The following is a 14,612-nucleotide window of genomic DNA, read 5'->3' as shown; positions in this document are numbered from 1 at the left end:
GCCATGTTGATATCGCTGGATCATGTGATCGTTCCCGCTCGCGATCGCCGAGTATCCGCCCAGCGCTTGGCGACGATTCTCGGCGTACCATGGGGCGATGCGAATATCGGGCCGTTTACGGCCGTGTACGTCAGCGATTCCCTGACACTGGACTTCGACCAGTGGCCGGAACCGATACCGGTAATGCACTACCGCTTTCACGTTTCCGATGACACTTTCGATGCCATGTTGCAACGACTCCAGGCTGAAAATATCGCGTTCCGAAGTACGCCGCACGGCGTTACCGATCGGCAGGTAAACCATCATGGTGGTGGCCGTTTGCTCTATTGGAACGAACCAGACGGACACGTTTGGGAAATACTGACCAAAAGCTATGCGCGTCAACACACCAACTCAGTCCGCTAAATAAGCCATAGAACCCAACCAAGGCCATCAAGATGAACTTACACCACGTCACACCAATACTCCGAATTTTCGATGAAGCCGTCGCGATATCGTTTTACGTCGATTTTCTTGGCTTCCGTATCGATTGGGAGCACCGTTTTGAGCCTGACTTGCCGTTGTACATGCAGGTTTCGCGTGACGACTGCCGTTTGCATTTGAGTGGCCACCACGGTGATTGCAGTCCAGGTGCGTCCTTACGCATAGCGACGGAAGACATCGACGCGTTGCAAAAAGAGCTCATTGCCAAACGACACAAACACGCCAGACCTGGCGTACAGGAAATGCCATGGGGTTCGCGTGATATGACAGTGACCGACCCCTTCGGCAACCGCCTGACGTTTACCGAACTCATCGACGAGTAAAGCTCCAAGCGTTCAGGCAATGATGCTATACACCAGCATTGCGTTTTGATTTCGTGCGGCATTAACCAACAGACATCTTATTCAGCAATAAATTTCTCAAGGAGATAGTCATGGCAGGAAAATATCCTGATCGCATTCGTCAACTCGAACCCTACGATGGCCGGTTCGATGCTTACCGTCTGCAAGCCTCCGGCGCTGAAGTGTTGTTCGCTTCCTACCCAGCCGGCACGTCCATTCCTGCGCATCGGCATGACACCGACAACTACGGTGTGATTATTCGCGGTGAGTTGATTCTGATGATGAATGGCGACACCCAGCATTTCGGTGTTGGTGACTGGTATCACGTACCAGCCGGCGCCGAGCATGCGGCCCGCTTTGAGTTGGAAACCGACGAGATCGAGTTCTGGTTTGTCGCCGACAAAACAAATTGAAATCGCTGAGATGATTTTCCGTGTGGCTATAAGCACCGGTCTTTAACCAATGGATGGTTCTTATCTCAGCCTGTCACGCCCCACTTCCTGACGTACTGAACTATGGTTGATTCAGAGATCAACGTTTCAGGGAGTTACCATGGACATCATCAATCTTCTGATCTTTCTGTTGGTTGGTGCGATTGCCGGCTGGCTGGCCGGCTTGATGGTAAAAGGCCGGGGCTTTGGTATTATTGGCAATATCGTCATTGGCGTGATCGGCGCCGTGCTTGGCGGTTTTCTGTTTGGGCTTTTGGGCATCACCACCGGCGGATTGCTCGGCGCGATTGTCATGGCGACGATTGGCGCCGCGGCGCTGCTGTATATCATTAGTCTGTTGAAAAAAGTTTGAGCTCAGGGCTTGCACAGCCGCCACTTTTCTTGCTGAAAGTCGTAACTACCCCACAGCCGCGATTTCGTCATCGCGAAACCTAATCGACGCGCAAACTCAAGCGGCCCTTCTATCCTGTCGTGCCATCTTCGCTGTTCCCACCAACCTGGAGGATTACCGATGCAAGCCTGGCTCACTCTTGGTTGCGCGATCCTGCTGGAAATCGCCGGCACCATTTCAATGAAACTCTCTTATGGCTTCACTCGATTGTGGCCTTCCATCCTGATATTCGTGTTCTATTCGGCGTCGTTCGTTGCGCTGACATTTGCGATCAAGCGCATTGAAGTCAGTGTCGTTTATGCCGTGTGGTCGGCGGTGGGCACGGCTGCCGTCGCTACTATCGGCATGTGGTATTTTCAGGAAACAGTGAATGTCATAAAAATTGCCAGTATCGTCTTGATCATCATTGGGATGATTGGGGTAAATTTGGGCCAGGCTTTAGATTAAGCGAGCACAGGAAGCATCCGTGAAAACCATTGGTCTGATTGGCGGCATGAGCTGGGAGTCAACGTTACCGTATTACCGCTACCTGAATGAACTGGTTCGCGAAACACTCGGCGGCCTGCACTCAGCGAAAATCATTCTGTACAGCGTCGACTTTGCGGAAATCGAGCAACTGCAACGCACTGGCGACTGGCAAACCGCTGGTCAGCAGTTGCGGGACATCGCCGAGAAACTGGTAGCCGCTGGCGCCGAGTTATTGGTCATTGGCACCAACACCATGCATAAGGTTGCTGACCAAGTCGCCGAAGGCTTACCCATACCATTACTGCATATCGCCGACGCCACCGCCGAACGCATCAAAGCTGCCGGCCTGCAAACCATCGGCTTGCTCGGCACTCGCTTCACAATGGAACAGGACTTTTATCGCGGCCGGTTGCAACAGCATGGCTTGCACGTCATCGTGCCGGACGCCGATGCGCGTAACGACATTCACCGCGTGATTTACGAAGAGCTATGCAAAGGCCAAATTGTCGAGGCATCGCGACAACGCTTTCAGCAAGTCGTGGTCCAGTTGATCGAACAAGGCGCCGAAGGCATTATTTTTGGCTGCACAGAGATCGGCTTGTTGCTGAGTGCTAAAGACTGCCCGGTTCCAAGCTTCGATACCACCCGGATTCACGCCGAGTACACCGTCGAGGCGGCACTACGCCGTTAAGAAACAACTCGTGACAATCGTTTGCTGCGTCTCACCGCCAGCCTTGCCCGGCAAAGCGATAAACTATCGCGCAGCTCAACGCACAATTGTAGGTGAATCGTGGTTCCCGGTTTCCGAATCAGCAGCAAACTAGAAGAAATGGATATGGCCGTCATCCACGGCTATTTGAGTCAAAGTTACTGGGCCAAAGACATTCCCCTCGCCACCCTGCAACGCGCTTTGCAAAACTCACTGTGCTTTGGCGTGTTTACCGATAGCGGCGAGCAAGTCGGCTTCGCAAGAATGATCACCGACCGCGCCACCTTTGCCTACCTCGCCGACGTATTCATTCTCGATGCCTATCGAGGCAAAGGCTTAAGCAAATGGCTAATGCAAACCCTCACCGAACACCCAGACCTACAAGGCCTGCGCCGCTCGGTGCTAGCCACCCGCGATGCCCACGGGCTCTACCGCCAGTTCGGCTATACCGCCTTGAATAAGCCGGAAACATTTATGGAATGCTGGCAACCGGATGTTTACCAAGCGCGCTGAATAAGACTTTGGAGTGTGGTGATCTCATTAAATCTTTGTCCGGCATCATTGGACCACTACAACTCACCTTTTTTTACATCACCTTCGATTGCTCATTTACCCTATGAACGCTGATGACATTTTTCGCAAAATCCAGTCCAATGGCGCTAACATTCAAATCAAACCTTTCCTTTCAGGATTAAAGGCGTATCGTGCAGTTTAATCTGGTACCTTGATGCCGAAAACATAGGGAGCCCGGATCACTCGTTTGCAATCCTATTTACAATGGGGAGCCACATAATGGCTCTTAGCTGGAGAGAAGCCCCCTGTGTCAGGATAGTTGTCGCCTCTGTTGAAAAAACAACCAACAGACAGAGGGCGGTAAAGATGTCGGCCATCGACCGCTCAACGCGGCGTTTTGCGGTAAAGCTCATTACCCTCACAAAGGACGTAATCTGATGAACAAGGTAACTCCATTCCTGATGTTCAACGACCAGCTCGAAGCGGCTATCGAGTTTTACACCAAGACGTTTCCAAATTCCGAAGTTCGCAAAGTTGCCCGCACGGGTACGGACGGTCCCATCAGCTCCGCCGAGTTTGTCGTGGGCGGCCAAGCTTTCATGGGCTACAACGGCGGCTCCTACTTCAGCTTTTCTGAGGGCGTCTCGCTTTATGTGGACTGCGCGAATCAGGATGAAGTGGATGAATATTGGGACAAGCTCGTGAAGGCAGGAGCGACGCCTACGGCTTGCGGTTGGATCAAAGACCCTTTTGGGCTTTCTTGGCAAATTGTCCCGAGGCGATTTACTGAGCTCATCAGTGATAAAGACCCCAAAAAGGTAAAAGCAGTGATGGAAGCCATGATGAAGATGGTGAAGCTCGACGTGGCTGCGCTTGAGAAAGCCTACAACGAGGCGTAGTCATGCTCGTCGAATCAAATAGCCAAGTTAAGGCCACTCGATAAAGCTCTCGCTCCGACGGCGCCCAGTTTACTCGCGCAGAATTCTCGACGTGGCCAAATGTTGACATAAAACCACAAGACGGAACGATTCGATGCCTCGCTACCTGATTTCATTTGATGACGGCTCAATGGACCATATTCCTGGTGAAGATTTACCAATCGTGAGTGAAGAATCACACAGAGTCGTTCACGAGGCGAAAGCGGCAGGCGTCTGGATTTTTGGTGCCGGCGTTCAACGCCAGCAAGCGACAATAGTTTCGACAGACGGCACCACGACGGCTGGGCCAAAACCCGAGACGAAACCGGTTATTGGCGGATTCTCGATCATTGAGGTGGCCTCGCGTCAGGAGGCACTAATGTGGGCCGCCAGGATTGCGGCGGCATGTCGTTGCGCACAGGAAGTTCGCGAGATTATGTTCGATCCTGAATCTTGAGGGTGTGTGGCTGATATACCAAACTCCCCCTCTCGCCGGCGCCAGTTCCCGGCGAGAAATTTTATAGGTGTAGTGTGAGAAAAAACATCCGCGGCAAAATCATCTCGGTTACATTAAGTCTAGTGTTGGGAATCCTTGCAGTGTACTTACTTCATCGGTTCATGATTATTGACGCCTGTTTTGATATGGGCAGTTCGATGAATGAAGCAACCGGAGAATGCGATAGTCTTGAGCATCATGAAAAGTACGTAGCTTTATCAGCTCCGCTTGTTCTTATCTATCTTGTAAGCTTTGCGGCCGCTACAAGGATATCCTATTTGCTGTTTAACCGAATTCAGAGCACCATCGAACCCAAACCATAGCCAACATCCTATCCCCGGCAAACGCTTGCTTTTGTTTGGCTCGGCGCGCATATTCGCACCAATCACTTACCTCAAAACTCCGCCGAGCCTTCTGGCTGTAACGCTCTGTGAAGCTTCCATCGTGATGGAGGATTCTATGTCTGGTTTCATAAAGTTGTGGCTTTCGCTGTCCATGCTGTTCGGTTCATTCCCATGTTTCACCTCGGAGATTTCAGAGGCATCACTACGTGCAGCCGATGCTGAACAAATGCGTATCATCGTCGAGGGTGATGCGACAGCACAGAATACTTTTATGCATGACAACTATATTCTCAACGGCCCCTCAAATCGCGTGCTAAGAAAACCGGTATTGGTGGAGATGCTTGCAGCCGGGAAAATGGCCAGTGAACATTTTGAGAGAACGATAGAGGGAACGGCCATTACCGGCAACATTGGAATCGTGATGGGTAGCGAGATGGTTCAGCCTAGCGCCAATAGTGCTTTAGGAGAGAAGTTTGGCAACAGGGCGCTCGCACGCCGGTTCACTAACGTTTTCATTTTTGAGCATGGCGCTTGGCGATTCCTGGCTCGCCAAGCCAGTGTCGTAGAGCAGGCTAGCAAGTGATGCACGACCGACAAGGTAAACCTAAGGAATCTCGCTATGGCCGAGAACAAAACAAAACCGACTGAGGAAAGTGTGGAAGCCTACATCGCCTCACGTGCCAACGAGCAGCAGGCAGCGGACTGCCGACAGCTGATGGCGCTATTCAAGAAGCTCACAAAGCAGCCGCCTAGAATGTGGGGCCCTAGTATTGTTGGCTACGGCGCATACCGATATACCTATGAAAGCGGCCGAACGGGCGAAGCACCACTCGCCGGCTTTGCCATTCGTGGTCGAGAGTTGGTGGTGTATCTGGATTGTGAGGAACAAGCAACAACCTCGCTTTCGACACTCGGCAAACATCGGATGACCAAATCTTGTCTTTACTTTAAGCAGCTTGCTGACTTGGATTTCTCTGTGCTCGAAAAGCTGGTAATTCAGTCGATTGAAGCGGTAAAGCGGCGCTATGGTTAGAGATCGCGTACGCATATAAGGGAACCACGTAGATAAAATGCTATAACAAGGGAGTTCTAGTGCTGGAGCGCACCATCTTCGTCTTGTTGATCGCGGTCGGCTTGGTGAATGTTTTACCGGTCGTCGGCGTGCTTTCTGCCAGTATCCTGGCTGATGCTTATGGTATTGCCGCACCTGAAGGCGATCTGTTGATTCTTATGCGCCATCGTGCGCTATTGTTCGGTATTGTTGGTGGCATCATTCTCACCGCTGCGTTCCGACGCCATTTGCAACCAACCGCTATCATTGTTGGCCTGGTCAGTATGCTTGGCTTCATTGTACTGGCGGTTATCAGCAACGAGTTCGGAACCAAGATTCAGAACATCGTAATGGTGGATACGATCGCATCATTGACACTTGTGACCGTTGCACTTCTGCGTATAAAGAAGACAATTCGTAACTAGATAAACGTGCCCTCACATCAGGCATGTGAGAACTTCGCTGCATGACGTGCTGAGAAATAACACGCGTAAGGAGGTTGGCGTAGGGCGCGCCGTAACGCGGGTTTTCGTTCACGATAACAGAAAAGGGCGGCGGGTCATGACCCGCCCTACGGATAATGAGGAATCACGTGGATTGAAATATATCAAACGTGTCCGCATATCCGATTGCACACTATCTGATATACAGGAACCGAAATGTCCAAATCCATTACTCGCGTAAATCCCGCAACGCTGCCGAATAGCCGTGAAATGGGATACTCGCAAATATCCATCGTTGAGCCGGGTCGTATGGCTTATATCTCTGGTCACGTGGCCTGGCAGGCAAATGGCGAGCCGGTGCCTAGCGATTTGACCGAACAGATGAAGCTGGTTGCCAAGAATGCGCGTTCGGCGCTGGAGGCAATTGGCGCCAAGCCGGAAGATGTGGTGCTGGCGCGTGTTTACATGGTTGATCTGACTCCTGAGCGCCTGGAGCAGTTAATGCCAGAATTCCTCGCGACATTTGATGGCGCGCAGCCTTGTGTCACAGGTGTTGGCGTAGCGGCATTAGCAGCGCCCGACTTGCAGGTGGAAATGGAGCTGGTTGTGCGGCTACCCAATTAATTTCTTCCGATCATTGCCTTCAAGAAAAACGGCTCCATAAGGAGCCGTTTTCTCATGCCACGATAATCAATCAAGTTTCAGCTCGCTGGCGAGCAACAAACCCAAGTGTGGTTTGGCGGAGCGAATAATCAGCTTCCACTCGCCTTTAGCGGCTTTGTCGCCGATTAGCTGTTGCAAGTTCAACTGATGGAAGCTGCCGCGCTCGAATTCAAATGCCAGCGGTGTTTCGCTGCCATCCGGGGCGCGCAAAGCAAAGCTCAGTAATTGCGGACGTGAGTGCAACAGTTGCGCTTGCAAGGCCATGGCGTTGACCGATTGTTCCGCGGTGACGTTGTAACTGATGACCGTTTCACCACGCGCGAACAGCACTTGCCAGTTCGGCTTTTTCACGCTTTGCGAGAACGTGCGGGCACCGATATCGACGATCAATGGATCATGGTCGGACGAACGATAGGCGCTGTTACCGTACCACTCCAACTGCTGCTCAACGGTTTTGAACTCCATGTTGTAGTCGAGTGCGCGCGGTTCATCGGCATTGATGGACCAATGTTTTGAGGCCAGCACTTCCGGAAGCAAACGAGCATTCGCTACACCATGATCAAGACTACCGAGTTGACCATCGAACACATAGGAATGGCCGTTGACTTCACCCAGACGGGTGTAGCCATTGGCAGCCAATGCGGTCATTGGGTCTTCCATGCTGTAGGCGTTGAAATCACCAATCAATACGATGCGTTCATGCTGGCTGCGCGCGCTCAACCAAGCACTCAAGGCATTGGCCGCTTCGGTGCGCAGCGCGTTCCAGCAGCTTTGGCCATCGCCTTGATCAGCGTTCAGATCGCTGCTGTTGCTGGGGCAACTGCCTTTCGATTTGAAATGATTGACGACAACCGAGACCACTTGCGCCGATTCGCTTTGGGCAAAACGTTGCAGCAATGGCACGCGATTGCCGGTGGCAAATACACCGGTATCGATACGTTCTGGCGCACCGTAGGGCATGACACGATCCGCACGGTAGATCAGCGCGACGCGAATTTGATCAGTGCCGAGTAAACCGGTTTGCACCGGCTGCCAAGTAGCACCGTCGTTGGCGCGCTCATTCAGGGCATTGACCAGATCCTGCAATGCGCTGTTGGTGTCATCACCGTCATTTTCGATTTCCATCAAGCCAACGATGTCGGCATTGAGTTCGGTAATCGCGTTGGCAATTTTTTGGCGCTGACGATCAAACTCTTCTGGCGTGTTCGCGCCGCGTGGAGTCGGGAAGCCACCGCCGAGACCATCACCGTTGAAGTAGTTCAGCACGTTGAAGCTGGCGACCCGAACGGTGGTATCGAGATGACGCATCGGTGCTACGTCGCGCAGGTTCAGCTTATCGAACACCGGCGTTTCGACTGGCTGCAAACGGTAAGCACCGAAGGCCTCGTTCAGCACGGCCGTAAACGGACGCACTTCATCACCGACGCGCAAGCTGTTGTCGTAGGTAAGACGTGGTGCCGGGTAAGCGATAACGGCCGGGTTTTGCTGCGAGCTACCATCATCGAGCAGCAAACGGCGAGCACTGTTCTGCTGTTGCAATTGTTGCGCGTCAATACCGGGGGCAACGACTTCGGTGGGTTGCCACAGCGGACCGCCAAACGCCAAGGCGATTTCACCATAGCGTGCGAGGTTGTAAGTATCGCTGACGGTCATCGATTCGCTGGCGCGTACCAGCATGCCTTCATAACGCTCCAGTGTTGCGCCATCGGTCAAGGGCAACGTCAGCGCCACGGCTTCGATGCTGGCGCCAACGCCGCAATCGATCCAGCCCTGCACTTGCGTCAACTGAGTTTGACCGCTGTATTCGCCGGCGGTCGCCAGCACGCGAATGCGCGCGCCGACCGGTGCCGAAATCAAACCGGACGGATCGTAAACAAACAGCGCTTCCGAGCTGCTTTCATCGGCATCGTGCTCACTATTCGGTGACTGCACATAAACGCCACGGAGTTTGTTGCTGCCACGGAAATCACCGGTGATTACCGCTTCGATAACGGCCGTTTCACCGAGCACGGGCGACTGCACGCCATTGCCCTGGATCTGGTGTGGTAACGAATGATTTTCGCCGCACTGACCGAGTTGTGGTTGCTCTGGTGTGTCGTCGCTATTGAAGCGGCCAAGATCATCGAAACTATTGTTCGGGAAAGCCAGCCATTGCTGCGCTGGTGAGAACGCATCTGAAGCATCAATATCGGTTAACACACCATTGCGGCGCAGTGTGGCGTCGATGGTCGACACGCCATTTTCTGACCAGGATGAGCCGGGATCAACGCCAATTTGACCAAGCGAGTCGATAACCGTGCCATTGTTCAACAGCACGATGGCATCGTCACCGTTGAACCAGCTGGAACCATTGGTTTGATTGGCCAGCGCAATCAACTCGGCAGCAGCTTGCGATTGCACGATAACGTGTGTCTTGCCGGCTTCAACGGTGCCGCTCAGGCTGATTGTGGTGCCGGCATTGGTGTTGCCGTTGAAGTAATACTTCAGCTGATAGGCAGACAGATCAATGGTGTTGTTCGTCGGGTTATACAGCTCGATGGCTTTGTTGTTGCTGCTGCCTTCGACGTATTCACTGATGATTAAGTCTGAAGCAAGTGTTGTGTGGGCGCCGAGCACCAGCATCGCGATGCTGAGTGGGCGTAATGAGAATGACATGTTGTGCTCTCCGTGTTTATGTAGTCCTGCGCGCAACACGGTAGAGCAGCAATGTTAACGAATTATGGCGAGTTGTTGACAGTGGATCGGCTGTCATGAATGTGACAAATCAGTGAAATAAAGGGTTGGTAAGAGCAACTCTTTGAAGTGGATAGAAGTGAATTCAAAATTTTTTCTGGTTCGACGACCCCCTCTCCCCTGCCCCTCCCCCGCGAGGGGGGAGGGAATTTTGAAGCTACTCCAATACTTCTTCTTTTGGTAATACCCGCACGGTGGCGATTTTGCCGGCGCGCAATTTTTTCACTTGTACATCGAATTTCTCGAATTCAATCGTGGCGCCTTCCTGTGGAAAGTCGCCGAGTTTCCAGAGCACGAGGCCTGCAATGGTTTCGGCGCGTTCGGAAGGAATATCAATGCCGAGTTCGCGCTCTAATGTGTACAGCGGCAGTGATCCTTTACCGAGCAAGGAGCCGTCGTCGAGATGAATCCAGTCTTGTGGTGAGCGCTGATACTCGTCGCGAATTTCACCAACAATGGCGTTCAATAAATTGTCGACGGTGATAAAGCCTTGCGGCTCACCATCTAAGTAAGAGACGACAGCAAAGTGTGGCGCGCCAGCCTGAAACTTGCGGAACAACTCATTGGCGAGCATTTCCGGTGTTGCGGTAATGGCTGGACGGGCGAGACGTTTTAAATCGGTAACGGTTTGCCCACGTTGCAACGCAACCAGCACGTCTTTCAGGTAAACGACGCCGGCCAGCTTGCCATCCTGATCCAGCAGCGGATAACGGCTGTAGCGATAGGTCACAATCGTTTGCAGGCTTTTCTCGAAGCTGTCTTCCTGATGCAACACCACCGCTTCGTTGAATGGTCGCATCAAATCGCGCACGGTCAGTTTGCGAAAATCGAGCGCCTTCGACAGGATTTTCCATTCGTCTTCATTGAATTGATCGTCACTCGGTGAACTGCGCAACACCAGGCGCAATTCCTCGCCGGTGAAATGCCCTTCCAGATGTGCGGCATCGGTCAAACCAAAGCGACGCAAGATGGCGTTGGCGCTGGCATTCAGCACGTAAATCAGCGGGAACATCAACCAGTAAAACGCCCAAAGTGGCGGCGCCGTCCACAAACCAACGGTTTCGGCGGTGCGAATGGCCATTGATTTTGGTGCCAGCTCACCGACGACAATATGCAGATAGGAAATGGTCAGAAACGCGAACGCGAACGAAACACCGGTAACGATTTTTTCATCGCCAATATTGAACCATTCGAATACCGGCTCCAACAAATGCGCGAACGCCGGTTCACCGATCCAGCCAAGGCCGAGTGAGGCGAGCGTGATGCCGAGCTGGCAGGCAGAAAGGTAAGCATCTAGCTGACTATGAACTCGCGCCAACATGCGCCCGCGCCAACCATGATGGCGCACAATGGCCTTGACGCGGGTTTCGCGCAATTTGACCAGACTGAATTCGGCTGCGACAAAAAAACCGTTAAGAAAAACCAGGAAAATGGCAAAAAGTAAGGCCCAAAGGTCGGTAGACATTAGATTGTGCGCGCACGGCGCAAAGGACACCTACACACGTAGGCACACCGGCATTATAGGGGAATTGCTGTCGCGGGTCATCGGTGCGCCATTAACCAGCGCGCAGTGCATCGACGATTTTCATCCGTGAGGCGCGAATGGCCGGTAGAAAACCGCCGACCACCCCCATAATCAGCGAGAAAATCAACGACTTGACGACGATAGCTCCAGTCAATGTGAAGCTGAACGCCAGCTCGGAAAAGGTTTGCCAATTCATCGTCGAGATAGTCAGCCATTGCAAACTCGAAGCGAAAATGACGCCAACGACACCGCCGAGCAGCGACAGCAACAAACTCTCGGTCAGAAACGCCCACAAAATCCCCTTGCGCTGAAAACCAAGTGCACGCAAGGTGCCAATTTCGCCCACCCGATTGGCCACCGCCGCATACATCGTGATCATCGCGCCAATGATGGCACCGATGGAAAAGATCACGCTGAGCGTTAAGCCAAGGTAGGAGATAAACGCGGTCATGAAACGTGATTGATCGGCGTAGAACTGCGTCTCGCGCTTTAACTCGACGGTAAGGCGCTGATCATTTTCCATCCGTTTTTTCAGTGCATCGAATTGGCTGCTGTTGGCCAGTTTGAACGTGGCCGCCGAAAAGCTGCTGCGCCGGAACGATTGCATGGCCTGGTCACGGTCGGCCCAGATCTCGGAATTGAAGCCGGTTTTGCCGGCATCGAAAACACCAACGACCGTCCATTCCCTTTGCCCAAATTTAATTTTCTCGCCAATGCCGGCACCGCGAAAACGCTCAGCAATGGCGCGGCCGGCGATCACTTCATTGCTGCCGGGCCGGAACATTCGGCCTTGCATCAGTTGCACTTGCGGCCGCAGCGTAAAGCCTTTGTCGTCGGTGCCACGAATGATGACATTGGCCGGTTTGCCATCATCGCGGCGCGGCATCGTGATCAGCACCACCGATTCTTTGGCAAACAGCTTTTGCCCATCCTGACCAATGGCGACTTCCGGCTGGCTTTCTAGAATATTGGCCTGCTCACGATCAACACCACTTTGCACTTCGGTTTGCGAACCTTTGCGAATGACCGTGACATTATCGTAGCTACCGGTTTGCACCAGCGTTTGCTGCAAGCCCGCTTCCATCATCAACACCGTGGCGTAAACGAATACCACCAGCGCCATGCCGCCAGCGGTCAGCAAGGTCGTCACTTTGCGCGTTTGCAGATTGCGCCAGACATAGGAAAACGGGATCTGGGCCATCAGGCAACGCTCCTCAAGCCCTCGACTATGGTGACATTGCCGGCGCGTATCGCCGGCGTGATGGCCGCGATGAAAGCAACGATGGCAGCGAATCCGGCTTGCAAATAGGGCGTTTCTTCCGCGACCTGAAATACCGGCAGAAAGTCTTGTACGGCGCGCGCAAAACCATCGGCGGCGGGATAGGTCAGCGTAATCGCGAGACCAGCCCCAATCGCGCAGAGCATGATCGATTCCAGCATGATCAGCGAACCGACCGTCAGCGGTGAAAAGCCGAGTGCTTTCAGTGTGGCGTATTCGCTGGTGCGTTCACGCACCGACATTGCCATCGTGTTGGCGAGCACCGCCAGAATAATCAGTATGACGACATAGGCGACGACCTCGATAGCGATAACAATCGCTTCAGTCATCGCGACAAAGCCAAGCTGAAACGCTTTTTCGGTTTCGGTCAGCGTTTCGGCAATCGAGTTCTGGAAACGCTCGTCAATCGTTTCGGAAATTTCGGCAACCCGTTTTGGATTGCTGACCTCAATGACATAAAAGCCGACGTTGTCGCCGCGTGTTGGCGAACGCTGCTTGATGCTTTCGTTCAGGTATTTCCAGTGAAAGAAAAACTGCGACTCATCAGTGCCTGGATCGCGCCCATCGTAAATACCGCGCAACACGAACGGCCAATCGCCTTGAAAAATCGTGCCTTTGATCGGGATGACATCACCGACCTGCCAGCCGTATTTCTCAGCGGTCTTCCGGCCCGCGATGGCACCACGCTGATCACGCTCAAAGGCCAAACGCTGATCGTCCGGAATTTGAAACTCCGGGTACATGTCGAGATACGGACCGCCGATCGCGAACTGCGGAAAGAAATTGCTTTCCTCGATATAGACGCCACCAAACCAGTTACCCCAGGCGACCGATTCAACGCCATCGACACTGCGAATGCGGTCGCGATAAGAAAGTGGCAGCGGGAACACCAGCGACACGGCGTTGCGGGTAACGAGTCTGGCATCGGAGGCAGCATCGGCACCGGCATACCAGGCGTTGACGACAGTGCGCAGTAAACCAAAGGCCAGAAACGCCACGACCAAACCCAGCACCGTCAGCGCCGAACGCAAGCGATGGCGCGTGGCGTTGCGCAGTGCCGTTTTGGCGACAAAGCCGATCATGCCGACTCCGCGTTTTCTTTTTTCGGCACCGGTTTTTGTCGGTCCAGTTTCGATAACTCGCCTTTATCAAGATGCATGATCGCACGGGCCGCATCAGCGGCACGCTGATCGTGGGTGACCATGATGATGGTCTTGCCCAGTTGTTCGTTCAGTTGCTGCAATAACTCCAGCACATCTTCAGCCGATTGCCGATCCAAATCGCCGGTCGGTTCGTCGGCAACGATAATCGTCGGGTCGGAAACCAACGCTCTTGCAATCGCTACACGTTGTTGCTGGCCGCCGGATAATTCATTTGGATAATGTTCAACGCGATCAGACAGATTGACCATTTTCAGCGCCGCTTCGGCATGAGCGCGACGCTGGCTGCGACTCAAGTTGGTCAGCATCAACGGCAGCTCGACGTTTTCGAGCGCGGTCAGCACTGGCATCAGGTTATAGAACTGAAAAATAAAACCGACATTGGCTGCACGCCAGCGTGCCAAATCGCCTTCACCAAGGGTGCTGATATCAACGCCCTGCACCAGAACATGACCACCGCTTGGCCGGTCGATACCGGCTATCAGGTTCAGCAGCGTCGATTTGCCAGAGCCGCTGGGACCCATCAATGCCAGAAAATCGCCCTGCTCGACTTCGATATCGATATGGGTCAATACCGGCAGAATCTGGTCGCCGCGTTGATAACTTTTGCTGACGTCTTTCAGTTTGATCGCAACAGCCATGAT

Annotated in this window: 18 protein-coding genes; 13 read left to right on the top strand and 5 right to left on the bottom strand. The window is 53.2% G+C overall.

Features of this window, described 5'->3' with window-relative positions; translation table 11 throughout:
* Positions 1-3: 3 nt before the first annotated feature.
* The 13 genes from E2H98_RS14305 to E2H98_RS14245 all read left to right on the top strand — a co-directional run bounded on the left by E2H98_RS14305 (position 4) and on the right by E2H98_RS14245 (position 7,232).
* Positions 4-405, top strand: a complete 402-nt coding sequence (locus E2H98_RS14305) for a VOC family protein (protein WP_133590330.1) — start codon at positions 4-6, stop codon at positions 403-405.
* Between the two features lie 32 nt (positions 406-437).
* Positions 438-806 (top strand): glyoxalase superfamily protein, encoded by a 369-nt coding sequence (locus E2H98_RS14300; RefSeq protein ID WP_133590332.1) that lies wholly within the window; start codon positions 438-440, stop codon positions 804-806.
* A 110-nt stretch (positions 807-916) separates the two neighbouring features.
* Complete coding sequence (locus E2H98_RS14295) at positions 917-1,237, top strand: cupin domain-containing protein (protein WP_133590334.1); 321 nt, start codon at positions 917-919, stop codon at positions 1,235-1,237.
* Between the two features lie 139 nt (positions 1,238-1,376).
* Positions 1,377-1,628 carry a GlsB/YeaQ/YmgE family stress response membrane protein gene (locus tag E2H98_RS14290; protein WP_133590336.1) on the top strand — a complete coding sequence of 84 codons (252 nt, stop codon included), beginning with the start codon at positions 1,377-1,379 and terminating at the stop codon, positions 1,626-1,628.
* A 159-nt stretch (positions 1,629-1,787) separates the two neighbouring features.
* Positions 1,788-2,114 (top strand): DMT family transporter, encoded by a 327-nt coding sequence (locus tag E2H98_RS14285; RefSeq protein WP_133590338.1) that lies wholly within the window; start codon positions 1,788-1,790, stop codon positions 2,112-2,114.
* Between the two features lie 19 nt (positions 2,115-2,133).
* The gene (locus tag E2H98_RS14280; RefSeq protein ID WP_133590340.1) at positions 2,134-2,826 is read left to right on the top strand and encodes an aspartate/glutamate racemase family protein; all 693 of its coding nucleotides are present in this window, start codon (positions 2,134-2,136) and stop codon (positions 2,824-2,826) included.
* A gap of 144 nt (positions 2,827-2,970) precedes the next feature.
* Positions 2,971-3,357 (top strand): GNAT family N-acetyltransferase, encoded by a 387-nt coding sequence (locus E2H98_RS14275; protein ID WP_232475420.1) that lies wholly within the window; start codon positions 2,971-2,973, stop codon positions 3,355-3,357.
* Between the two features lie 437 nt (positions 3,358-3,794).
* On the top strand, positions 3,795-4,256 hold the full coding sequence (locus tag E2H98_RS14270; RefSeq protein WP_133590344.1) for a VOC family protein: 462 nt from the start codon (positions 3,795-3,797) through the stop codon (positions 4,254-4,256).
* A 133-nt stretch (positions 4,257-4,389) separates the two neighbouring features.
* Positions 4,390-4,731 (top strand): YciI family protein, encoded by a 342-nt coding sequence (locus tag E2H98_RS14265; protein ID WP_133590346.1) that lies wholly within the window; start codon positions 4,390-4,392, stop codon positions 4,729-4,731.
* Between the two features lie 498 nt (positions 4,732-5,229).
* Positions 5,230-5,697 (top strand): nuclear transport factor 2 family protein, encoded by a 468-nt coding sequence (locus E2H98_RS14260; RefSeq protein WP_157591391.1) that lies wholly within the window; start codon positions 5,230-5,232, stop codon positions 5,695-5,697.
* A 36-nt stretch (positions 5,698-5,733) separates the two neighbouring features.
* Positions 5,734-6,147 carry a DUF1801 domain-containing protein gene (locus E2H98_RS14255; RefSeq protein ID WP_133590350.1) on the top strand — a complete coding sequence of 138 codons (414 nt, stop codon included), beginning with the start codon at positions 5,734-5,736 and terminating at the stop codon, positions 6,145-6,147.
* Between the two features lie 59 nt (positions 6,148-6,206).
* Positions 6,207-6,590 (top strand): phosphopantetheine adenylyltransferase, encoded by a 384-nt coding sequence (locus tag E2H98_RS14250; RefSeq protein WP_133590352.1) that lies wholly within the window; start codon positions 6,207-6,209, stop codon positions 6,588-6,590.
* Between the two features lie 234 nt (positions 6,591-6,824).
* Positions 6,825-7,232: a RidA family protein gene (locus E2H98_RS14245; RefSeq protein ID WP_133590354.1), complete on the top strand. Its 408-nt coding sequence runs from the start codon at positions 6,825-6,827 to the stop codon at positions 7,230-7,232.
* Between the two features lie 66 nt (positions 7,233-7,298).
* On the opposite strand, the gene E2H98_RS14240 is transcribed toward E2H98_RS14245, so the two are convergent.
* The 5 genes from E2H98_RS14240 to E2H98_RS14220 all read right to left on the bottom strand — a co-directional run bounded on the left by E2H98_RS14240 (position 7,299) and on the right by E2H98_RS14220 (position 14,609).
* Positions 7,299-9,926: an ExeM/NucH family extracellular endonuclease gene (locus E2H98_RS14240; RefSeq protein WP_133590357.1), complete on the bottom strand. Its 2,628-nt coding sequence runs from the start codon at positions 9,924-9,926 to the stop codon at positions 7,299-7,301.
* 235 nt (positions 9,927-10,161) lie between these two features.
* Entirely contained in the window at positions 10,162-11,469 is a 1,308-nt protein-coding gene (locus E2H98_RS14235; protein WP_133590359.1) for a hemolysin family protein, read from the bottom strand.
* Between the two features lie 91 nt (positions 11,470-11,560).
* Positions 11,561-12,730, bottom strand: a complete 1,170-nt coding sequence (locus E2H98_RS14230; protein WP_133590361.1) for an ABC transporter permease — start codon at positions 12,728-12,730, stop codon at positions 11,561-11,563.
* The gene (locus E2H98_RS14225) at positions 12,730-13,890 is read right to left on the bottom strand and encodes an ABC transporter permease (protein ID WP_133590363.1); all 1,161 of its coding nucleotides are present in this window, start codon (positions 13,888-13,890) and stop codon (positions 12,730-12,732) included. Before E2H98_RS14225 ends, E2H98_RS14230 begins: the two co-directional genes overlap by 1 nt.
* Positions 13,887-14,609: an ABC transporter ATP-binding protein gene (locus E2H98_RS14220; RefSeq protein ID WP_133590365.1), complete on the bottom strand. Its 723-nt coding sequence runs from the start codon at positions 14,607-14,609 to the stop codon at positions 13,887-13,889. The genes E2H98_RS14225 and E2H98_RS14220 overlap by 4 nt, the downstream gene beginning before the upstream one ends.
* Between the last annotated feature and the right edge of the window lie 3 nt (positions 14,610-14,612).

It is taken from the genome of Permianibacter aggregans (assembly GCF_009756665.1).
Classification (GTDB): Bacteria; Pseudomonadota; Gammaproteobacteria; order Enterobacterales; family Permianibacteraceae; genus Permianibacter; species Permianibacter aggregans.
Note: the sequence above shows the minus strand (reverse complement) of the source record. Positions and strands in the feature narration are given on the sequence as shown.